Below are 23,188 nucleotides of genomic sequence, written 5' to 3' on the forward strand. Positions count from 1 at the left end.
TATTCTTTTGAATATTCATGGAGGTATTTTTTATTTATTATTTTTTGCAGAAGATTGTGCGAGAACTATTATATCTCCTGGTTTTATAATTGTATTTCCAGAGGGAATGATGGTGTCTATACCACGCTTGATTAAAATTGCTCTATTCAAATGAGCCTGTGGAATTTCTGAAAGTGTACGATTTGTATATTTGCCCTTTGGATTTACAACTACTTCTCGAAGTGCCAAATGTTCACGGTCTTCAAAACTTCGAGCGGCAAGAACAATAAGGTCCCCTTTTTCAAGTACGGTATCTCCTGTAGGTATAACTATATCATGTCCACGAATAACCATGGCTACAAGTAAGTCAGAAGGAAGTCTGATTTGTTTAAGAGACTGATTGCACCAACTATGTTCTGCATGAAGATGTATTTTGATAAAACTTATATCGCTGTCTTCCTGATAATCGTTGAAAGTACGGGCTACATCAGTATCAGGGTCTATCATATCCAGTTTTTTTGCAATAAATGGAAGAAGACTTCCCTGAACAGATATAGATAAAATAACCATACAGAATACCAGATTATACATATTATATGTAACACTTATTCCGCTGAGTACAGCAGTTATTGCAAAAACTATGGAAGCAGCACCACGAAGACCTGACCATGAAATCAGAAGTATCCGTCTTAACTTTGGCTTAAATGGAGTTAAAAGTATAAAAGCTGCCAAAGGACGTGCTACAAAAGTCAAAAATAAAGTTAGTATAAAAGCAGGTACAATTACAGATGGAAGTTCAACCGGTGTTACAAGGAGTCCTAAAAGGAAAAATATTAGTACCTGTGCAACATGTGTAAGTACGTCGAAAAAATGTACCAGATATTTTTTCTGTGGAAGATTGGAATTACCAATCCATATACCGCAAAGGTATACACTAAGGTATCCGTTGCCACCAAATTCAGATGGAAGAGCGTACGAAAGCAACATTATCGAAAATAAAAAAACAGTATGGCTCTGTTGAGAAGGCAACAAGTTTTTATGAAGAAGCTTTACAGCTATATATCCCATAAATATACCACAGAAAATACCTATTAAAATCTGTTTTGCAAGAAGCAAAGGCACGGATACAGATTGACCAGCAATAAGTAAGATTGCAATATTTGTAAGCATATAACTCACAGGGTCATTTGATCCTGATTCTATTTCAAGTAAAGAGTCGGTGTTATATTTGAGAGAAAGTTTCCGGGAACGGAGAATATTAAAAACAGATGCGGCATCCGTTGATGAAATAACAGATCCGATTAGTAAACATTCAAGCCATGGAAGCGATAATACAAAATGAGCAAATAAAGCTACTATTCCGGCGGTTACTACAACTCCAAGCGTAGACATAATCACTGAAGGTAGTAGAATTGGTTTTGCAGCTTTGAGGTTTGTTCCAAATCCACCGTAAAACATTATAAATATAAGACAGACAGAGCAGGTTATATTAACTGCTGAATAGTTGTCAAACTGTATTTTTAAAAGTCCGTTTTCTCCAAGTATCATACCAAGAGCAATGAAAATCAAAAGAGATGGTATTGGTATTTTTTCGAGGAATCTATTTAATAGTATACATATAAAAATTACAAATCCGATAATCAGTAAAGATCCGTTCAAGCAATCACTCTCCTTATATATTACTTTTGTTCAGTTTAGTAAAAATACTATTTTTTAGATTATATCAATATATTCGTTGTTACTTCAATACTCTCTTTATATTAATATCGTATATAATGATTAATCATATTGTATTTTTATAGTATTCAATAAGATTATATTATAAATAGTCAAAAGAATATATTTTTTATAAATTTGTATAGTATATATTGATATAATAACTTTATAGGAGTTGTATTTAAAGGGGGTGGATATATGTCAGAATTTTACTTAAAAGAAAATGAAACACTTATTGGAAAAGCTATGATGGCTTATAAATATTCAAATTCTATTTCAAGAGAGCCGACAAGAGGATATTTATATGTTACAGATAAAAGAATCTGCTACTATGAATCATGGAGTGGATATGAGTATATGAACAGCTGTATATCTGAAATAGATGGATATGAAGTTAGAAAATCATTATTTATTAAATTTATCCATATATATGATGTAAACGGAAAGAGATTTATTTTCTCTGGAATGAAATCAAATGACGTATGCAGATGGCTTGATGAAGCCGGAGTAAGAAGATTATATTAATAAAAGCTGATTGCGTGTATATCACGAATCAGCTTTTTCTTTGTATATTAAAATCTATATATTTGTAGATAACTTATTTCAAATAGTAATATATTTAATGATTTATAATAATGTAGATGTTTATAAACCGCTATTTTGAAGATTTTTCTTTGAATTCTTCTTTTATTTTATCTGCAAGCTCTCTATTCTGAGATATATCTACAACAGTAGAACAGAATCCTTTTATAATCTGATTCATTCTGTCGTATGCAATCTGAGAATCCGCATACTCAAGTGCTTTGTTTGAATGAATAGGGAATGATTCAGGTGTATCTATTCCGATTTCTGCATATATTGTAGGACATACATAACTCACATTTCCTATATCAGATGATCCAGGAGAGCCTACAAATCCTTTTTCTGCAAAATCCACAACGCCGAATCTATTAAAGTTTTCTTCTGTTACAGATATCATGCTATCGATGTGAAGCATATTGTCAAATGGATTTTCAAAGAAATCATACTCAAGAGAACATCCTGTACTAAGTGCAGCGGCTTTGGCAATATTTATAACTTTATTTTTAAGTACTTCAAGAGATGATTTTTCTGGAGAACGCATACAGAATCTGCATACAGCTAAATCCGGTATGACATTGTGAACAGTTCCCCCATTTGTTATTATACCGTGGATTCTATCTTTTGAAGGCATCTGCTGACGAAGAAGTCCAACATTTACAAACATTGAAATTACTGCATCAAGTGCATTTACTCCTTTTTCAGGGGCCCGTGATGCGTGAGAAGGAACACCGCGGAATGTAAATTCTATAGCGTTCATTGCAAGATTGTAGACATACATATTATTTTTGGCGTCCATATGTGCCTGGAAAGCAAAGTCTATATTATCAAATGCACCAAGCTCAATCATATTGCATTTTGCTCCAAAAGTTTCCTCGGCAGGAGTACCTATAAGGTGAACATTTATCTTTAATTCCTTTGATATTTTTGAAAGAACTATTGCGCATCCAGTCATTGAAGCTGCAATCCAGTTGTGTCCGCATGCATGTGCATTTTCGTTGTTATTTTCTCCATATCCCGGAAGAGCATCATACTCTGCAAGGAATGCGTAGTTTTCATATGCAGGATCATTTATATATGAACCTATTACAGCTGTTGGAAGAGATTCATAAGGAGTTTCAACTTTGAAGTTGTGTTCTTTAAGAACATTTGAAATATATTCTGCAGAAAGGACTTCCTCTCCTCCAAGTTCGGGATTTTCGAAAATATATCTTGATATTTTTTCGAACAAAGGCTGATATTCATCTGTCAGCTCAACTATTTTGTCTTTAAAGTTATTCATATGAATTTTGCTCCTTTCAATATGTGTACAATCATAAAATATCATAATAAATGGAATAATACAATTTAATGTTTTGAATATTTAGATACTAAATCACATCAAAATCTATATCTCTGTATTTGACGATTTCATCAGCCATATCAGTTCCGTATTTTCCGGCAAATTCTTTTAGCACAGAAGCAGATATATCGCTTCCTTCTGAACCGAATATACTTTCAGTTATTCTTTTGAAAGTGTAGTAGATATGTCCGCAGTGATAGTCAAATCCTTTCATATTGTCTGGATTTTTGGGATTCATTTCTTCCGGATTCAAATTTGCATCCTTAAGTACAAAATTACAGTGAGTGCTATTGTGTATAGTCTGTGTAGTTTTGAAATCGAGATAAGGATTGAATCCCCTTGCTATGGAGTTATCGAGATGTGCGCAGTATATTTCTGCTGCATCTGAAAGACCCATTTCCTTGTACTGCATACTCCATGGACATGCGTATGAGTTGTATTCGTAATCAGGTGAGTAGTTTAGGACTACAAGCTGGTTTTCTATACCCATATTTTTTATTTCGTCCTTTGTTTCCTGAGTGAACTCCCATTCTCCGTATTCACAGTATGTTTTGAAGTTCAATTCTTTTCCATCTCTGATGGCTCTCTGTGCCATACGAGATCCTCTCTGTTCTGCGTATCTCTGAGTAGCCATGATGAAGGCTTTTTCTCCTCTGTCAGCGAATTTTTCTATAAGGTATTTGTAGTATGTCGCTGAAATAAATGCGTGATGTCTTTCTGTAAAATTTTTCATATGAATCACCTCGTAAAATGAGAATTTATTTTTTTTATTTATTATATCATATAAAAAACTGGCTTTAATACTGATGTATAGGGAATATCAGTATTAATATACAACAGATAAACTCTATGATGTTTTTATACATTATAAATTATTTTCAGAGGAATTAATATTTTTATTTAGAGCTAAAGCCATTAATACTGTTATGACTACAGATATTATATCAGCAATTGGTTGTGAATATAGAATACCATCTATACCTAATATATGAGGAAATATTAATATTATTGGTATGAAGCAAATACCTTGTCTACACGCTCCAAGGAAAAAGCCTTCTTTTCCTTTACCAAGTGCTAAAAATAAAGATGAATAAACAGTATAGAATCCAAAAAACATAAAAGTAAATCCATTTGCTCTTAGAGCTTTTGAACTTATATTTATCATCATTGTATTACCGTTTGAAAATAATGAGACTATGTTTTTGTTAAAAATAATAAATATTAAACCTGTAATTATACAGAATATCGTTGACCAAATAATAGATATTTTTATTGATTCCTTGAGACGAGAGAAATTTTTTGCTCCATAATTGTAGCCGGCAATTGGTTGAAATCCTTTGATAAAGCCGAATACGGTTAAACTACCGATAGAAACTAGACGAGTAACAATTCCCATACCAGCAATAACGGAGTCACCATAAATACTAGAGGCATTATTGACTAGAGAAATAGAAATACTTGTAAACAATTGAAATATAAGAGTAGGTACACCTATTTTAAATATTTCTGATAAAATATCTTTTGAAAATTTACAATCTCTTATTTTGAAGTTAAAAATACTTTTATTTTTCTTTATATAATTCAAATATATGGAAGTTGTTATTATTTGAGAGATAGCAGTTGCTATAGCAGCTCCAGAAACACCCATATTGAATTTATATATAAATATTGGATCCAATATAATATTTGAAAAAGCGCCGATAAGTAACGCAAACATTGTAGTTTTTGCAGAACCTTCACTTGTAACAATGTTATTCATAGTAACATTGAAAATATTAAAAATACATGAGAGGATGTAAATTCTCGAATATACAATAGCATAAGGTAATATGCTGTCAGTTGCACCTAAAAATATCAATAGAGGTTTTAAAAATAAAAGTGAAATTATAATTATAAAAGAACCAACTAACAAACTTCCATAGACGGCAGTACTTGCGGTATTGTTAGCTTTATCTTTATTTTTCTGACCAAGTAATCTTGAAATATATGATCCAGCTCCATTTCCGAAAAGAAGACCAAGTCCAACAATAACCTGACCTAAAGGATAAATAACTGATATAGCTCCCATTTGACTATTACCTAGTCCGCTTATGAAATAAGCATCAACAATATTGTATAAAGCATTTATAAGCATACCTATCATAGTAGGTATACCCATAACTAAAAGTGCTTTTGTTATTGGGGCACTGTCTAACAATTCAATTTTTTTAATCTTTGCATTCATAATATAAAAATCTCCTTCCAAATACAATAAAATATACTACTATAATTTATAGTAGTTGCGTTGTGTAAAATATACTACTATAATTTATAGTAGTTGTCAAGAAATTTTAAAAGGAGGAGTTTTATATGGCGACTATAGATTTAATTGTTTTAGGTATGTTAAAAAAAGAATCTTTAAGTGCGTATGATTTACAAAAATTAGTTGAATATAGGAATATCTCAAAATGGGTAAAAATAAGTACTCCATCAATCTATAAGAAAGTAATACAGTTAGAACAAAAAGGTTATATAGAGAGTCAAATCAAAAAAGAAGGTAAAATGCCAGAAAAAGCGGTATACTCTTTAACAAAGGCAGGAGAAAAAGAGTTTGAAAAATTGATGTTGGATATTTCCTGTAAGCCGATCAATATATATTTAGATTTTAATGCGGTTATTGTGAATATGGAATATATGACAAAAGATGTTCAAAAGCAATATTTAGATAATATTGATAAAAATATAAAATCATTAAAAAAGTATATTGAAAATAATATAGAATTAAAGGCAGGAATTAGTGATATTCCTAAAGTTGGTATGGAAGTTTTAGAACAACAATATATTTTGGTTAACAAATTAGAAGAGTGGATTGATTCATTAAGAAAATCTACAATACAATAATTTATATATTTGCAAAAAGAGAGACATAAGTCTCTCTTTTTATCTATACTATCTTCTTTCCTTCATTTCAGCCAAGTCACCAAACACTGGAGTAGCAAGTCCGAATCCACCAGATACAGACATTATCTGTCCAGTAGTGAATGCAGCATCGTCGCTTGCAAAATAAACAACAGCTCCTGCAATCTCTTCAGGAAGTCCCATTCTCTTGATAGGAGAATTCTTCATAAATACATCTCTGAAATTATCTGAAAGCTTGTTAAGTACTGCATCAGTTGCAGTCATTCCAGGAAGTACAGCATTGCATCTTATATTGTTTCTCGCTTCCTGAACAGCTATAAGTTTTGTAAGGTAGTTTATAGCAGCTTTACTAGTTCCGTATGCCACCTGAGATATATCAGGAACACTTCCTCCGATAGAAGAGATGTTTATTATACTTCCTCCGCCGTTTTCAGACATGTATTTTATAGCAGTCTGTGAAGCTATAAATACACTTGATAGGTTTATATTTACTGTAGATAAAAATACCTCAGGATCTGTGTGTGATATATCAAGGTCTTTTCTTGGGTCAGATGTTCCGAAATTGTTTACAAGTACATCTATGTGACCTTCGTTTTTTACAGCTTCTTCTATCATAGTTTTGTATGTTTCTGGTTTTGTAGCGTCATTGTAGACAAATTTTATATTTGAAAGTCCTTCTTTTTCAAGTTCAGCTATTTTTTCCTTTGCAAGTTCCTCATTTCTGGCAGCCATGTATACAATGGCTCCTTCTTCGGCACAGCGTTTTACTATCCGGTGTCCAATTCCACGAGTAGATGCTGTTACAAGCACAACTTTATTTTTTAATCTCATATATAATCCCTCCGTTTCAACAAATTCCTGTTATCTTTATTATATTACTTTTTTTAATAATGTTAAGTAAAAATAAAATGTTAACGAATATTATCATGTTATTTTGTATAAATAATAAAAAAACAAAACTTTAAAATGGATTGTATAGTTCGCGCAAATATATATTAAACAAACTTATTTCGGGATATTGTTCATAATATGGTGTAAAATATATCGAAAAAATTTATAGATTATATGAAAAATAAAATTGCAATTGAGACGAGAAAAAATAATAATACTGCTCAATATGATATAATATAAACATAACATACGAACGGAGGACAGATTATGGAATACATAAATATACCGAAAACAGACCTTAAAGCATCAAAACTGGCACTTGGATGTATGCGTATTGCGGATAAAAGTGTTGAAGATGTGGAAAAACTTATATACAAAGCGCTTGAACTGGGGATAAATTTCTTTGATCATGCAGATATATATGGCGGTGGAAAATCAGAGCAGTTATTTGGAGAAGTTCTGAAGAGAAATCCAGGGCTTAGAGAAAAGATGATTATACAGACAAAATGTGCTATAGTTCCAGGGAAAATGTATGATTTTTCAAAGGAACATATTTTAAAGAGTGTGGATGAATCTCTTGAAAGACTTCAGTGTGGATATATAGATATACTTCTTCTTCACAGACCGGATGCACTTTGTGATCCGATGGAAGTTGCAGAGGCTTTTGATGAGCTTCACAGAACAGGGAAGGTAAGAAATTTCGGAGTTTCAAATCATACTCCACTTCAGATACAGCTGCTTGAAAAATACAGTAAATACCCTATTATAATAAATCAGCTTCAGCTTTCAATAGTGCATTCTGTTATGATAGACTCAGGACTTAATATGAATATGGTTGAGCCTTTTGCGCAGGACAAAGATGGAGGAGTTTTAGATTTCTGCAGACTTAACGATATAGTTATACAGCCTTGGAGTATAGTTCAGGCATCATGGGCTGATGGAACATTTATAGACAATCCTAAATATCAGAAGTTAAACGATGTTTTGGATGAGCTTTCTGAGAAATACGGCGTGACAAAAAATGCAATTGCTGTTGCATGGATACTTAGACATCCGGCTATGATGCAGCCTATTGCGGGTACTACATCACCACTTCACCTTGAGGAGACTGCAAAGGCAGTGGATGTAAAACTTACAAGAGAAGAGTGGTACAGACTTTATCTTGCTGGAGATAAACCTCTTCCATAAACAATAACACAAGGATATTTGAATTATGAAAGAATATAAAAATATAAAACAGGATACAAAAGATACACCAAAAACTGAAAAGACAAAAATGAAGTTTGTCGAAGCCATGAAGGAATGTATGAAGTCAAAGTCTGTAGATTCTATAACAGTCAGAATGATTACAGAAAAATGTGGTATGACAAGACAGACATTTTACAGAAACTTTCTCGATAAATATGATCTTATAAACTGGTATTTTGACAGGATACTTCTCGAGTCATTTGAAAGAATGGGAGATGGAAAGACAATATACGAGGGGCTTGTTAAAAAGTTTCAGTATATAGAAGAAGAGAAGCTGTTTTTCGCGGTTGCCTTTCGTTCAGATGATCAGAATTCACTGAAACAGCATGATTTTGAGCTTATTCTGGAGTTTTACTGTAACCTTATAGAGGAAAAGAATGGAGAAAAACCGTCTTCAGATATAATGTTTATGCTCGAGATGTACTGCAGAGAGTCTATAACAATGACTGTAAAATGGGTTCTTGGAGACATAAAAGTCAGTGATGAGGAACTTGCAAAGCTTCTTGTAAGAGCAATGCCAAGAGAGCTTGCAGAGCTTTTTGAAAGACTTGAAATTCTTGACTAACTGATTTTTTACAACTTATATCTGGAAGATTTTAGATAATAATATGTGATATTTATGTTACAGATTTATCAATCTGTAACATTTGGGCTTTAAAAGTTACACTTGTGAAATAGTGTAACTTTTATTTTTTTGCAAGATTGTTAAAATTATAATTAAGAGATATAGCTTAAACGTTATATCGCAATAAATATCAAATAAGAGGTGTATTATAATGGCAAACAGAATAAATCTTAATCAGACTTCATTTCATGGAGCAGGAGCTATAAATGAAATAGCTAACGAAGCAAAAATACGTGGATTCAAAAAAGCATTTGTATGTTCAGATCCAGATCTTATAAAATTCGGAGTAACTTCAAAAGTTACAGATGTCCTTGAAAATGCAGGTCTTGAATATGAGATATATTCAGATATAAAAGCAAATCCAACAATAGAAAATGTTAAAAACGGTGTTGAAAAATTCAAAGCTTCAGGAGCAGATTATATAATAGCTATAGGTGGAGGTTCTTCAATGGACACTGCAAAAGCTATAGGTATAATAATAGCAAACCCTGAGTTTGAAGATGTAAGAAGCCTTGAGGGAACAGCTCCTACAAAGAACCCATGTGTTCCAACAATAGCAGTTCCAACAACAGCAGGTACAGCAGCAGAAGTTACTATAAACTACGTAATAACTGATGTTGAGCGCAAGAGAAAATTTGTATGCGTAGATCCTCACGATATGCCGATAATAGCAGTTGTAGACCCTGATATGATGTCTTCTATGCCAAAAGGACTTACAGCTTCAACTGGTATGGATGCACTTACTCATGCAATAGAGGGATATATAACTAAGGGAGCATGGGAAATGACAGATATGTTCCACTTAAAAGCTATAGAAATAATAGCAAAATCTCTAAGAGGTGCAGTTGAAAATACTAAGGAAGGACGTGAAGGAATGGCTCTTGGACAGTATATAGCTGGTATGGGATTCTCAAACGTTGGACTTGGTATAGCTCACTCAATGGCTCATACACTTGGAGCAGTATACGACACTCCTCATGGTGTTGCATGTGCAATGATGCTTCCAATAGTTATGAACTACAACAAAGAAACTACTGGAGAAAAATACAGAGAGATAGCAAGAGCTATGGGTGTTGAAGGTGTAGATAATATGTCTGTTGAAGAATATAGAGAAGCAGCTATAAATGCGGTAAGAAAACTTTCTGCAGATGTTGGTATACCTGAAAAACTTGAAGCTATAAAAGAAGAAGATCTTGATTTCCTTGCAGAGTCAACTTGTGCAGATGCATGTGCACCAGGAAACCCAAGAGATATAGATGTTGAAAATGCAAAAGCTCTTTTCAGAGAAATAATGTAATATATTATTAAAATAGATACGGGACAGATATTTTCTGCCCCGTATTTTTCTATATATGAGTAAAGTCCCAATATATGGGTATTTTTAATATAATTATATAATTTCTATGAGATAGAGGTTTTCAGCTTTCTATATAGAAATCTATAATAAACAGATTATAGAGAGCAGGCGATAAAAATGAACGCAAAAACAAAAGCATGGGTAAATATTGTTCTACTGATAGTTACCCTGGGAGTAAATGCAGCAGGTGCTATGGGACTTATAAATGGACTTTCGCAAAAGGAAGTTTCGGATATGTACAATACGGTGATAACACCGGCACCCTTCACATTCAGAATATGGAGTGTAATATATATACTTCTTATAGTGTCTCTGATTGTGATGATAATAAAAAAAGATGATGATTACTACAAAAATGCAGTAGAGAGAATAAGTGTACCATTCTGGATATCATGTATATTGAATATAGGATGGATTGTATTTTTCTCATATGAAATGATAGGTATATCTACAATATTTATACTTGGATTTATGTATACGCTTTTATTTATCATGATGAGACTGGAGGGAATTTACAAGGGTGAAAGACAGCTTCTGAGACTTACATTCGGACTTTATGGAGGATGGCTTACTGTGGCATCGATTGTAAATGAGGCTGCATTTTTTACAAAGAGATCCGGAGCCGGATATGTAACAGATTCAGCAGGAGCTACAATACTTATACTTGGTATTATAATAGTGCGGATAATAATGTTTCTTATAAGAAATGCATTCTACCCTCTTCCTGTAGCCTGGGCGTATTATGGAATATACAGTACAGCTATAGAAAGTGGAAATAGTGCAGTGGCAAATGTAAGTGTGATAGGAATTATAATTCTTGTATTTTTATTTATATTTATGCGGTATAAAAACAGAAGAAAATGGCGGTAAAATAAAAGGAGCTGTTGCAAAACGTCGAAAAGACGGTAGTGCAATAGCTCCTGTTTTGTTATAAATCTATTTCTATTCTGAAAAGATTAAGTGGGATATAATGTTTGTTGTTTATTATAATTCTGTTGTTTTGATCAATTATATTTTCATATACAAGAAGGAACGAATCATCTTCGGACAGCCTGTAGTTTATAGCTGAAAAGTTTCCTGCAGATGAATGTGAACAGATTCTTTTGCAGGTTTTCATTTCGTTGTAGCATCTTTTTTCCAGATACTCAAGAAGCTGATCTTTTTCGTTGAGATCTATCTTTGACTCAGCAATTACATCTATAGGAACAAAGCTGAGTGTATAAGCGACCGTATCAGGTCCGCATTTATACCATCTGTCTGTTATTACTACGGCTGGCATATATCTGTTGTCCATTGCATCTATTATAGACTTTGTAGGTGGCTCTATCCTGAACTCAAATTCCACGCTGTCTATTTTTTCTGTACAATAACTGTATATAGGATGTATATTTTTTTCTTCGTAGTTGTCTATTTTTTCCGTGTTATTTTTTACAAAATTTCCTACACCCTGTATATTTTTGATAAGACCATCCTCCTGAAGTAGAGTAAGTGCCTTTCTTAGAGTCATTCTACTTATATTCATTTCAGCTGAAAGAACATTTTCTGAGGGAAGCTGTGAACCCTTTGGATAAGTTCCGTCTTTTATCTTGTCATAAAGAGCATCGTATACTCTTACATATTTAAGTTTGCTTTCTTTTTTATCCATAATCACCATACCTGTCTATTAATCTGATAAATTTATTATACTTGTGATAATTTACTATGTCAAATACTATACAGGAAAATGTATTCAAAAAATAAATTGGAAGGATATATACTCCGAAAATATTGAAATAACTGAATTATAAAAAATAGACAAGTTGTATACATAAAAATATACAAAAAATAAAAAGAAAACGGTTGCAATTATACCTGTCTAATGCTATACTTATTTCAGAAATAAAAATTAGACAAGTAATTAGACAAATATAAATAAATTAGGAGGTAATCATTATGCAGAATTATTCAGGAGAAGTAGGTTTACAGTATCATTTACAGATAAGACCGGGAGATGTAGGACGTTATGTAATACTTCCGGGAGATCCAAAAAGATGTGAGAAAATAGCTCGTCACTTTGACGATGCAAAACTTGTTGCAGACAGCAGAGAGTATGTTACATATACAGGATATCTTGACGGAGAAAAAGTCAGCGTTACATCAACAGGTATAGGTGGTCCATCAGCCTCTATAGCTATGGAGGAACTTGTACTTTGTGGAGCAGATACATTTGTACGTGTTGGTACATGTGGTGGAATAGACATAAATGTAAAAGGTGGAGATATAGTTGTAGCTACAGGAGCAGTTCGTATGGAAGGTACAAGTAAAGAGTACGCACCAATAGAATATCCGGCAGTTTCAGATCTTGATGTGACAAATGCACTTGTACAGTCATGTAAAGATCTTGGATACACTCATCATCACGGAGTTGTTCAGTGTAAAGACGCATTCTACGGTCAGCACGAACCGGCAAGAATGCCTGTAAGCTATGAACTTCTGAATAAATGGGAAGCATGGAAAAGACTTGGATGCAAGGCATCTGAAATGGAATCGGCAGCACTTTTCATAGCGGCAAGCCATCTTGGAGTTAGATGTGGATCTACATTCCTTGTTGTAGCAAATCAGGAAAGAGATGCTCTTGGACTTGAAAATCCTATAGTTCACGATACAGAAGCGGCTATAAAAGTTGGAGTTGAAGCACTTAGAAAACTTATAAAAGAAGATAAAGAAAGAAAATAGGAGGTAGTCCATGAAATTTGCACTTAACCTTATAGGAATCCTTCTTGTAATAGCGATAACAGCCCTTATATCATGGGATAAAAAGAATATAGAATGGAAACTTGTTTTAAAAGCGATAATAATACAGTTTGTAATAGCGATAATACTTGTAAAAGTACCGATTGGTACAAAGATTGTATCGGCGATATCGGATGCTGTAACAGCTGTAATAAACTGTGGTAAAGCAGGTCTTGACTTTGTATTTGGAAGTCTTGCAGATGGTTCTGCTCCTACAGGTGTTATATTTATAGTACAGGTTCTTGGTAATATAATATTCCTTTCTGCACTTGTAAGTCTTCTATATTATATAGGAGTACTTGGGTTTATTGTAAAGTGGATAGGAAAAGCAGTTGGAAAACTTATGGGAACAACAGAAGTTGAATCATTTGTAGCAGTTGCAAATATGTTCCTTGGGCAGACAGACAGTCCAATACTTGTAAGTAAATATCTGAACAGAATGACAGACAGTGAAATAATGGTTGTTCTGGTATCTGGTATGGGAAGTATGTCAGTTTCAATACTTGGAGGATACGCAGCACTTGGAATACCGATGAACTACCTTCTTATAGCAAGTGCTCTTGTACCTATAGGAAGTATAATAATAGCAAAAATGATACTTCCTCAGACGGAAACAGTAAGCGAAATAGCAGAAGTAAAAATGGACAACAAAGGAAGCAATACAAATGTAATTGAAGCCGTAACAGAAGGTGCAAATACAGGAATACAGATGGTTATTTCGATAGCAGCATCTCTTGTTGCAATGGTTGGGCTTGTTTTCGCTGTAAACCAGATATTAGGTTTTGTAGGACTTAGCCTTGAGCAGATACTTTCATATGTATTTGCACCATTTGGATATCTTATGGGACTTGATGGAAAAGATATATTTATGGAAGCTACACTTCTTGGTAAAAAACTTATACTTAACGAGTTTATAGCTTTTGAAAGTCTTGGTGGAACTTTAAGTACTCTTGATCCAAGAACAGCTATGATATGTGCAATATCTCTATGCGGATTTGCAAATGTCAGCAGCCTTGGTATATGTGTTTCAGGAATAGCAGTTCTTTGCCCTGAAAAGAAACACGTACTTTCAAGACTTGTAGTTAGAGCTATGATAGGTGGTGTACTTGTAAGTATACTAAGTGCCATGATAGTAGGATTTGTAATGTTATTCTAATGTAAAATAATCAGGCCGCGATTTTTTCGCGGTCTGAGTGTGTATAAAAAAGTCTAAAAGGATATATAATATAATAAAATAGACATAAGATAGTAAGACTTGGAGGAGATACAATGAAATACAGAAGAATTTTTACAATAGTAATAGACTCACTTGGAGTTGGTGCTCTTGAAGATGCAGCAAAATACGGGGACGAAAATGCCGATACCCTTGGACATATATCAGAAACAAATAAGGATATGAAGATACCAAACCTTCAGAAACTTGGAATGGCAAATCTGCATAATCTGAAAAATATTGCTCCTGTAGAGAATCCACTTGGATATTACACAAAACTTAGAGAAATGAGCAACGGAAAAGATACGATGACAGGTCATTGGGAGATGATGGGACTTCATATAACAGAGCCTTTCAAAACTTTTACTGAAACAGGATTTCCAAAAGAACTTATAGATGAACTTTCAAGAAGAACAGGAAAGACTATAATCGGAAATAAAAGTGCAAGCGGAACAGAAATACTGGATGAACTTGGAGAAGAGGAAATAGCTACAGGACATATGATAGTTTATACTTCTGCTGACTCTGTGCTTCAGATATGCGGAAATGAGGAAACTTTCGGTCTTGAAGAACTTTATAGATGCTGTGAGATAGCAAGAGAGATTACAATGAAGGACGAATGGAAAGTAGGGCGTATAATAGCCAGACCTTATGTGGGAAGAAAAAAAGGAGAGTTCAAAAGAACTGCAAACAGACATGACTACGCACTTAAGCCATATGGAAAGACAGCTCTTGATGCTCTTAAAACAGCAGGATATGATGTAATATCTGTAGGAAAAATATTTGATATTTTTGACGGAGAGGGTCTTACAGAAAGCAATAAATCAAAAAGCTCAGTTCATGGAATGGAACAGACAATTGAAATTGCAAAAAGAGACTTCAATGGGCTTTGCTATGTAAATCTGGTTGATTTTGATGCTCTTTGGGGACACAGAAGAAATCCTGAAGGATATGCAGAAGAACTTGAAAAATTTGATGTGAAACTTGGAGAGTTTCTGGAAAATCTGAAAGAGGACGACCTTCTTATAATAACAGCAGATCACGGAAATGATCCTACACATTCAGGAACAGATCATACAAGAGAAAAAGTTCCATTTATAGCATATTCTCCATCTATGTCAGGACATGGAAAAATAGATGAGCAGGATACATTTGCAGTAATTGGAGCTACAATAGCAGATAATTTTGATGTAAAAATGCCAGAGGGAACAATAGGAAACTCTGTACTTGATAAACTTATATAATAAAGGAGATAATGAAGATGAAAAGAGAAGATATTTTAAAAGCAGTTGATCATACATTACTAGGACAGGCAGCTACGTGGAACGATATAAAAACTGTAATAGATGACAGTATAAAATACAATGCGGCATCTGCCTGTATACCGGCATCATTTGTAAAAAGAGCAGCTGAATATGCTGATGGTAAAATGCCGATATGTACAGTAATAGGGTTCCCAAATGGATACAGTACTACAGAAGTAAAGGTATTTGAAGCAAAAAATGCTGTAGAAAACGGAGCATCTGAGATAGATATGGTAATAAATATAGGAGATGTGAAAGACGGAAAATTTGACGAAATAAAAGAAGAAATAAAGAAAATACATGAAGCATGTGATGGAAAAATACTTAAAGTTATAATAGAAACTTGTCTTCTTACTGAAGAGGAGAAGATAGAAATGTGCAGAGTTGTAACAGAGTCTGGAGCAGAATATATAAAAACATCTACAGGATTCTCTACAGGAGGAGCTACATTTGATGATATAGCTTTAATGAAAAAGCATGTAGGAGAGAATGTAAAAATAAAAGCTGCCGGTGGAATTTCATCTTTTGATGATGCTGAGAAGTTTATGGAACTTGGAGCAGACAGATTAGGTACAAGCAGACTTGTAAAAATAATGAAAAACGAAAGCAACATATCTGGATATTAAAAATATACTTTGTAGAAGATAATTTAAAGAACTCTGTTTTATACAGGGTTCTTTTTATATGTTTTTATAACAGTTGATAATATGTATATTGTTATATTGTTTAAAGAAATATGATATTAAAAACACATCAAACGAAAGTTAATATACTTGTATTCGAAACTATATTATGCTATATTTTTATTTATAATGAAACTTATATAACGAGGAAATGATTATGAATAAAAGACATTTACAGATACTGGATTTACTTACAAAATATAAAAAAATAGAAGTTACAAAGCTTTCAGAGGTACTTGGTGTATCTCAGGTAACAATAAGAAAGGATCTTGCAGCACTTGAAAGTATGGGAACTGTAGTAAGAGAGCATGGATATGCGACTTTGAACAACAGTGACGATATAAATACAAGACTTGCATATAACTATGAAACGAAACAGGAAATTGCAAAAAGAGCTGTAGAATCCATAAAAGACGGAGAAACTATAATAATAGAATCAGGTTCATGCTGTGCACTTGTGGCACTTGAAATAGCAAAGACCAAAAAAGATGTTACTATGATTACAAACTCGGCGTTTATAGCTGACTATATCAGAAAATATTCTACGGTAAAAATAGTACTTCTCGGTGGAGAATATCAGAATGAATCCCAGGTAATGGTGGGACCTATGGTCAGAAAGTGTGTAGAGGGATTCTTTGTAGACAAGTTATTTTTAGGAATAGATGGATTTACATTTGAAACAGGTTTCACAGGAAGAGACTATATGCGTGGTGAGGCTATAAGAGATATGGCAAAACAGGCGTCAAATGTAATAGTTGTTGCGGACTCTGGAAAGTTTGGTCAGAAAGGTGTGGTTGGACTTCTGGATACATCGAGAATATCAAAGGTATACACAGACGATGGAATTCCGGCGGAATATGAGGAATATCTGAAAGAAAAAAATATTGAGGTTATAAAATAGGGCACAAAGGGGAATAATATGAAATTTGAGTATATAGATAGAAATAACTGGAAAAGAGAAGAGTATTTCAGACATTATAAAGAAAATATACCATGCACATACAGTATAAGTGCAAAACTGGATATATCAAATATAAAAAACAGAAATGAAAAAATATATCCGGCCATGCTGTATGCAATTTCAACTATTGTAAATAGATATGATGAATTCAGAACATCACTGGATGAGGATGGCAGAGTAGGAGTGTTTGACGAGATGATGCCCTGCTACACTGTATTCAACAAAGAAACAGAGATGTTTTCCAATATATGGACTGAATACAGAAAAGATTACAGCGAGTTCAAAAGACTTTATATTGAAGATGTAGAGAATTACGGAAATTTTACATCTATGAATGCGAAACCGGGTACACCGATAAATACTTTTCCTGTGTCGATGATACCATGGATTTCGTTTGAGGGATTTAATCTAAACCTTCAGAAAGGATATGACTATCTTCTTCCGATATTTACTATGGGAAAATACTGCATTGAAGATGGAAAATATATCATGCCTATATCTGTACAGGTTCATCATGCGGTATGTGATGGATTTCATGTATCCAGGTTTATAAATGAGTTGCAGGAATTTATAAATAAATTTGAATGGATATAATTTCATATTACAATTAATAATAATAAAAAGCTGTCATATGAATCTTTTGTAGGTTCGATGACAGCTTTTTATTATTAAGATTTATTGGATATATTCTATATTAGTGAGTTTTAAAAGAAGCACTCAAGTCCGTTACTTACAAAAATCTGTCTGTAATCTTCAAGGTCTTCTTTCTGAAGAGCCTTTATATTTTTCAGTTTATAATCTCTTCCAAGAAGTTCATATTTTTTCTCTCCGAACTGATGGAATGGAAGAAGCTGAACTTTTTTTGCACCTACTGAAACAAGAAGTTTTGATAGACCTTCAGCATCTTCTATAGAATTGTTGAAACCAGGAATAACAGGTATTCTCGGAAGAACCTCTATTTTGTTTTCTATAGCCCATTTAAGATTTTCTATTATAAGCTCATTGTGAACTTCTGTACCTTCAAAATGTTTGTTGGAATCGTAATGCTTAACATCGAAAAGAAGAAGATCAAGCATTTCTGCAAGCTCTTTGAATGTATCTTTTTCTATATATCCGGTTGTCTCTATAGCGACATGTATATTGTGTTTATGAAGTTCAGAGATAAGATTCTTCAGAAATTCCGGCTGACTCATTCCCTCTCCTCCAGAGATAGTAACCCCTCCACCTGATTCTTCATAGAAATCAATATCCTGAAGACATGTTTCAACGATTTCATCTACTGAAGAGTATTCACCTTCATAAGAAAGTGCATCGCTCATACAGCTATCAACGCATTTAAGGCATTTTACACATTTTGAATTATCTATTGATATTTTTCCATCTATGTGAGAAATAGCAGATTCAGGACAGGTATTTACACAACTCAGACAATGAACACATTTTTTCTCATCGTATAATAGCTGTATATCCTCTATCTGAGATTCGGGATTTGAACACCATGCACATCTAAGAGGACATCCTTTTAAAAATACTGTGGTTCTTATCCCCGGGCCGTCATGAATGCTGAATTTCTGTATATTAAATATGATTCCTTTTTTCATAATATAATTCCTCCTGATAATATGATTGCAATTATTGGATAAAATAACGATATAATTTCTAAGGATATAATATCATATAGAATATAATATGTAAAATAAAATAATTACGAATGAAACTTTAACTGTCTTTTTATGAAATATATATTGACTTTCATACGAGGTAATATATAATATAAGTATAAAATGAAATATAAATATCTTTCAAATGAAATAAGAAGGAGAAAAATAATATGAAAAACGTTGAACATTTCGGTGACCTTACACCAAGGATGAATGAATATAGAGAAAAGGTTCTTGATAAGAAACCTTATATATGTGCAGAGAGAGCACTTCTTGCGACAGAGGCATACAAAGCAAATCAGAATCAGCCTCCTGTTATGAAACGTGCACTTATGTTAAAGAACATACTTGAAAAGATGACAATATATATAGAAGATGAAACTCTTATAGTAGGAAACCAGGCTAAATCAAATAAAGATGCTCCTATATTCCCTGAATATACACTTGAATTCGTACTAAACGAACTTGATTTATTTGAAAAACGTGATGGTGATGTATTCTACATAACTGAACAGACAAAAGAGGATATTAGATCAATAGCACCTTTCTGGGAAAATAACAACCTTAGAAGTAAGGGTGGAGCACTTCTTCCTGATGAGGTAAGTGTATATATGGAAACAGGTTTCTTTGGAATGGAAGGAAAACTTAATTCAGGGGATGCACATCTTGCAGTTGACTATCAGCAGGTACTTGAAAAAGGACTTAAAGGATATGAGGAGAGAGTAAAAAAACTTAAATCAGAACTTGACCTTTGCAAACCTGAAAGTATAGACAAGTATCAGTTCTACAAAGCTGTACTTATAGTAATAGATGCTGTTAAGACTTATGCAGATCGTTTCTCAAAACTTGCCCTTGAACTTGCTGAAAAGGAAACAGGAAAGAGAAAAGAGGAACTTCTTGAAATAAGCCGTATATGTGCAAAGGTTCCATATGAACCGGCAGAAACATTCCATGAGGCAGTTCAGTCTACTTGGTTTATACAGCTTATACTTCAGATAGAATCAAATGGACATTCACTTTCATACGGAAGATTTGACCAGTATATATATCCATACTACAAGCACGATGTAGATAATGGACTTATAACTGATGATGAGGTAGTTGAAATACTTACAAATCTATGGATAAAAACTCTTACAATAAACAAAGTAAGAAGTCAGTCTCATACTTTCAGTAGTGCAGGAAGCCCAATGTATCAGAACGTTACAATAGGCGGACAGACTACAGATAAAAAAGACGCTACAAATGAACTTTCATACCTTGTACTTAAATCAGTTGCACAGACAAGACTTCCACAGCCAAACCTTACAGTAAGATATCACAGAAATATGCCAAAGGAATTTTTAGATGAGGCAATCGAGGTAATGAAGCTTGGAACAGGAATGCCTGCTTTTAACTCAGATGAGGTCATAATACCTTCATTTATAGAAAAAGGTGTAAAAGAAGAGGATGCATACAACTATTCGGCTATAGGATGCGTTGAGACTGCAGTTCCTGGAAAATGGGGATACAGATGTACAGGAATGAGTTACATGAATTTCCCTAGAATACTTCTTATAGTTATGAATGACGGAATAGATCCAACAACAGGAAAGAGATTTGTTGAGGGATGCGGACACTTCAAGGATATGAAATCATTTGATGAGCTTATGGCAGCTATAGATAAAGTTATGAGAGAGCTTACTCGTATGAGTGTAATAGTTGAAAATGCTATAGACCTTGCACTTGAAAGGGATGTTCCGGACGTTCTTTGTTCAGCACTTACTGAAGACTGTATAGGTAGAGGTAAGACTATAAAAGAAGGTGGAGCGGTATACGACTTCATATCAGGACTTCAGGTGGGGATAGCAAATATGGCAGACAGCCTTGCAGCAATCAAAAAACTTGTATTCGAAGAAAAGAAAATCACTCCAGAGCAGCTTTTCAATGCTATGGAAGATGACTTCACAAGTGAAGAAAACAAAAAAATACAGTACATGCTTATAAACGATGCTCCAAAATACGGAAACGACAACGATTATGTTGATAATCTTGTTGTAGAGGTATACAATTCATATATAGATGAAATGAAAAAATATCCTAACACTCGTTATGGAAGAGGACCAATAGGTGGTATAAGATATGCAGGTACATCAAGTATATCTGCCAACGTAGGACAGGGATTTGGAACAATGGCAACTCCTGATGGACGTAATGCACGTACACCTCTAGCTGAAGGATGTTCGCCAGCTCACAACTGTGACAAGAAAGGACCTACTTCAGTATTCAAATCAGTATCAAAACTTCCTACACACGAGATAACAGGGGGAGTTCTTCTTAACCAGAAGGTTACACCTCAGATGTTAGCAAGTGAAGAAAACAGAGATAAGCTTGAAATGATGATAAGAACATTCTTCAACAGACTTGATGGATACCACGTTCAGTACAATGTTGTTTCAAGAGAAACTCTGATAGATGCACAGAAACATCCTGAAAAACACAGAGACCTTATAGTAAGGGTTGCAGGATATTCAGCATTCTTCAATGCATTATCAAAAGCTACTCAGGATGATATAATAGGAAGAACTGAACAGACTTTATAAAAAACTAATAATAAAAATAAATTTATAATATAAAAGTAATTGCAAAAGGAGATATTAAAAAATGGAATTCATAGTTGATACAGTAAACCTTGACGAAATAAGAGATGCAGTAGAGTATATGCCTATAGTGGGAGTTACAAGTAACCCTTCAATAGTAAAGGCTACTTCACCAGAAAACTTCTTTGACCATATGAGAGAGATAAGAAACATAATAGGAAAAGAAAGAAGCCTTCATGTTCAGGTAATAGCAAAGGACGCGGAAGGAATAATAAAAGAGGCTCACAGAATACTTGAAGAAATAGACAATGAAGTATATATAAAAGTTCCTGTTTCATATGAAGGAGTTAAAGCTATAAAAGCACTTAAGGCAGAAGGAATAAAAGTTACAGCAACAGCAGTATACGACCTTATGCAGGCATATATGGCACTTGCAGCAGGTGCTGATTATATAGCTCCATATGTAAACAGAATAGGAAACCTTGGAGCAGATCCAATGGATCTTATATCAGCTCTTTCTGATAGAATAGCTGTTGATGGATATGACTGTAAGATTGTAGCAGCTTCATTCAAAGGAGTTCAGCAGGTAAGGGATTCATTCAACTACGGTGCTCATTCAATAACAGCTCCAGTTGCAGTTTTAAAACAGATATTCGCAAATCCTAATATAGAAAAAGCAGTTGATGATTTCAATAAAGACTGGTATTCAATGTACGGAGAAGGAAAAGGAATCTGCGAATTATAGAGGCAAATTATAATGTTAAAAATATAACACAGTACATTTCTTATAGATTTGTACTGTGTTTTTTTGTTAAACATATTGACTGCTGCATTGCGTAATAGATTATCATAATATTTGAAAGGAGATAAAAATATTTTGCGATAAATAGACTTTATAATTTTAGTTAAAAAAATAACTATATACTTGACAAAATTTATCAAGTTTTGATAATATTAAGACATAAAGTAGGTGATGAAAATGTTATTTACAAAGGAAAGCGACTATGCGATAAGAATAGTTAGAGCGCTTAATAATGTAGATAAACTGACAATCAGAGAGATTTGTGAGAAGGAGGAATTACCTGAGGCGTTTGCATACAAGATAATAAAAAAACTTGCAAAAGCCGGCATTGTAAACATAAAAAGAGGTGCAGCCGGTGGATACAGCCTTGCAAAAGATACAGAAAGTATGAATCTATATGATATAGTTTCATCTGTAGAGCCTGATTTTGCTGTTATGCAGTGTATAAATGGATTCTGCAGCCGAAATGGAAATAATGGACGTTGTTGTGTTCATAAAGAACTTGTATCTATACAAAGAGAGGTAGAAGAACTTCTTAAAAGAAAAACTCTGAGTGAAATATTTGGTCAATAAGAGAG

General features: G+C 33.6%; 22 protein-coding genes. 15 read left to right on the plus strand and 7 right to left on the minus strand.

The window, feature by feature from the left end; genetic code table 11:
* Positions 1-30: 30 nt before the first annotated feature.
* A complete protein-coding gene (locus EXD82_RS01340) occupies positions 31-1,638 on the minus strand; it encodes a potassium/proton antiporter (protein WP_142535121.1) in 1,608 nt (535 codons plus the stop codon).
* A 255-nt stretch (positions 1,639-1,893) separates the two neighbouring features.
* Between EXD82_RS01340 and EXD82_RS01345 the strand changes: the two genes are divergently transcribed.
* Positions 1,894-2,220, plus strand: coding sequence for a hypothetical protein (locus tag EXD82_RS01345; protein ID WP_142535122.1), 327 nt, complete (start codon positions 1,894-1,896; stop codon positions 2,218-2,220).
* 130 nt (positions 2,221-2,350) lie between these two features.
* On the opposite strand, the gene EXD82_RS01350 is transcribed toward EXD82_RS01345, so the two are convergent.
* The 3 genes from EXD82_RS01350 to EXD82_RS01360 form a co-directional block, all read right to left on the minus strand.
* Positions 2,351-3,556 (minus strand): M20 family metallopeptidase, encoded by a 1,206-nt coding sequence (locus tag EXD82_RS01350; protein WP_174919125.1) that lies wholly within the window; start codon positions 3,554-3,556, stop codon positions 2,351-2,353.
* A gap of 88 nt (positions 3,557-3,644) precedes the next feature.
* Entirely contained in the window at positions 3,645-4,349 is a 705-nt protein-coding gene (locus EXD82_RS01355) for an L-2-amino-thiazoline-4-carboxylic acid hydrolase (protein WP_142535124.1), read from the minus strand.
* A 132-nt stretch (positions 4,350-4,481) separates the two neighbouring features.
* Positions 4,482-5,840, minus strand: a complete 1,359-nt coding sequence (locus tag EXD82_RS01360; protein WP_142535125.1) for an MATE family efflux transporter — start codon at positions 5,838-5,840, stop codon at positions 4,482-4,484.
* Between the two features lie 125 nt (positions 5,841-5,965).
* On the opposite strand from EXD82_RS01360, the gene EXD82_RS01365 reads away from it, so the two are divergent.
* Entirely contained in the window at positions 5,966-6,496 is a 531-nt protein-coding gene (locus tag EXD82_RS01365; protein ID WP_142535126.1) for a PadR family transcriptional regulator, read from the plus strand.
* A gap of 48 nt (positions 6,497-6,544) precedes the next feature.
* Here the strand turns inward: EXD82_RS01365 and hdhA are convergent, their stop codons facing one another.
* Positions 6,545-7,345: a 7alpha-hydroxysteroid dehydrogenase gene (gene hdhA / locus EXD82_RS01370; RefSeq protein ID WP_142535127.1), complete on the minus strand. Its 801-nt coding sequence runs from the start codon at positions 7,343-7,345 to the stop codon at positions 6,545-6,547.
* Positions 7,346-7,672: 327 nt separating this feature from the next.
* Between hdhA and EXD82_RS01375 the strand changes: the two genes are divergently transcribed.
* The 4 genes from EXD82_RS01375 to EXD82_RS01390 all read left to right on the plus strand — a co-directional run bounded on the left by EXD82_RS01375 (position 7,673) and on the right by EXD82_RS01390 (position 11,505).
* Positions 7,673-8,593 carry an aldo/keto reductase gene (locus EXD82_RS01375; RefSeq protein ID WP_142535128.1) on the plus strand — a complete coding sequence of 307 codons (921 nt, stop codon included), beginning with the start codon at positions 7,673-7,675 and terminating at the stop codon, positions 8,591-8,593.
* Between the two features lie 25 nt (positions 8,594-8,618).
* Entirely contained in the window at positions 8,619-9,218 is a 600-nt protein-coding gene (locus EXD82_RS01380; RefSeq protein WP_142535129.1) for a TetR/AcrR family transcriptional regulator C-terminal domain-containing protein, read from the plus strand.
* Positions 9,219-9,429: 211 nt separating this feature from the next.
* Positions 9,430-10,575, plus strand: coding sequence for a lactaldehyde reductase (fucO, locus tag EXD82_RS01385; protein ID WP_142535130.1), 1,146 nt, complete (start codon positions 9,430-9,432; stop codon positions 10,573-10,575).
* 177 nt (positions 10,576-10,752) lie between these two features.
* Complete coding sequence (locus tag EXD82_RS01390) at positions 10,753-11,505, plus strand: TspO/MBR family protein (protein WP_142535131.1); 753 nt, start codon at positions 10,753-10,755, stop codon at positions 11,503-11,505.
* 58 nt (positions 11,506-11,563) lie between these two features.
* Here the strand turns inward: EXD82_RS01390 and EXD82_RS01395 are convergent, their stop codons facing one another.
* Positions 11,564-12,280 (minus strand): GntR family transcriptional regulator, encoded by a 717-nt coding sequence (locus tag EXD82_RS01395; RefSeq protein WP_246081983.1) that lies wholly within the window; start codon positions 12,278-12,280, stop codon positions 11,564-11,566.
* 287 nt (positions 12,281-12,567) lie between these two features.
* Between EXD82_RS01395 and udp the strand changes: the two genes are divergently transcribed.
* The 6 genes from udp (at position 12,568) to catA (ending at position 18,162) form a co-directional block, all read left to right on the plus strand.
* The gene (gene udp / locus EXD82_RS01400) at positions 12,568-13,350 is read left to right on the plus strand and encodes a uridine phosphorylase (protein ID WP_142535133.1); all 783 of its coding nucleotides are present in this window, start codon (positions 12,568-12,570) and stop codon (positions 13,348-13,350) included.
* A 10-nt stretch (positions 13,351-13,360) separates the two neighbouring features.
* Positions 13,361-14,563: a NupC/NupG family nucleoside CNT transporter gene (locus EXD82_RS01405; RefSeq protein WP_142535134.1), complete on the plus strand. Its 1,203-nt coding sequence runs from the start codon at positions 13,361-13,363 to the stop codon at positions 14,561-14,563.
* Between the two features lie 113 nt (positions 14,564-14,676).
* A complete protein-coding gene (locus EXD82_RS01410; protein WP_142535135.1) occupies positions 14,677-15,864 on the plus strand; it encodes a phosphopentomutase in 1,188 nt (395 codons plus the stop codon).
* A gap of 17 nt (positions 15,865-15,881) precedes the next feature.
* On the plus strand, positions 15,882-16,550 hold the full coding sequence (gene deoC, locus EXD82_RS01415; protein WP_142535136.1) for a deoxyribose-phosphate aldolase: 669 nt from the start codon (positions 15,882-15,884) through the stop codon (positions 16,548-16,550).
* A gap of 214 nt (positions 16,551-16,764) precedes the next feature.
* Positions 16,765-17,508 carry a DeoR/GlpR family DNA-binding transcription regulator gene (locus EXD82_RS01420; protein ID WP_142535137.1) on the plus strand — a complete coding sequence of 248 codons (744 nt, stop codon included), beginning with the start codon at positions 16,765-16,767 and terminating at the stop codon, positions 17,506-17,508.
* A gap of 18 nt (positions 17,509-17,526) precedes the next feature.
* A complete protein-coding gene (gene catA / locus EXD82_RS01425) occupies positions 17,527-18,162 on the plus strand; it encodes a type A chloramphenicol O-acetyltransferase (RefSeq protein ID WP_142535138.1) in 636 nt (211 codons plus the stop codon).
* A gap of 110 nt (positions 18,163-18,272) precedes the next feature.
* Here the strand turns inward: catA and EXD82_RS01430 are convergent, their stop codons facing one another.
* Positions 18,273-19,169: a glycyl-radical enzyme activating protein gene (locus EXD82_RS01430; RefSeq protein ID WP_142535139.1), complete on the minus strand. Its 897-nt coding sequence runs from the start codon at positions 19,167-19,169 to the stop codon at positions 18,273-18,275.
* A 230-nt stretch (positions 19,170-19,399) separates the two neighbouring features.
* Here EXD82_RS01430 and EXD82_RS01435 point away from each other — a divergent pair, with 230 nt between their 5' ends.
* The 3 genes from EXD82_RS01435 (at position 19,400) to EXD82_RS01445 (ending at position 23,183) form a co-directional block, all read left to right on the plus strand.
* On the plus strand, positions 19,400-21,811 hold the full coding sequence (locus tag EXD82_RS01435; protein ID WP_142535140.1) for a glycyl radical protein: 2,412 nt from the start codon (positions 19,400-19,402) through the stop codon (positions 21,809-21,811).
* Positions 21,812-21,872: 61 nt separating this feature from the next.
* On the plus strand, positions 21,873-22,553 hold the full coding sequence (locus EXD82_RS01440) for a fructose-6-phosphate aldolase (protein ID WP_142535141.1): 681 nt from the start codon (positions 21,873-21,875) through the stop codon (positions 22,551-22,553).
* A 234-nt stretch (positions 22,554-22,787) separates the two neighbouring features.
* Positions 22,788-23,183 carry an RrF2 family transcriptional regulator gene (locus EXD82_RS01445; protein WP_142535142.1) on the plus strand — a complete coding sequence of 132 codons (396 nt, stop codon included), beginning with the start codon at positions 22,788-22,790 and terminating at the stop codon, positions 23,181-23,183.
* Positions 23,184-23,188 lie beyond the last annotated feature (5 nt).

Origin of the sequence: Peptacetobacter hominis, assembly GCF_006861675.1 — a bacterium.
Taxonomy (GTDB): Bacteria; Bacillota; Clostridia; order Peptostreptococcales; family Peptostreptococcaceae; genus Peptacetobacter; species Peptacetobacter hominis.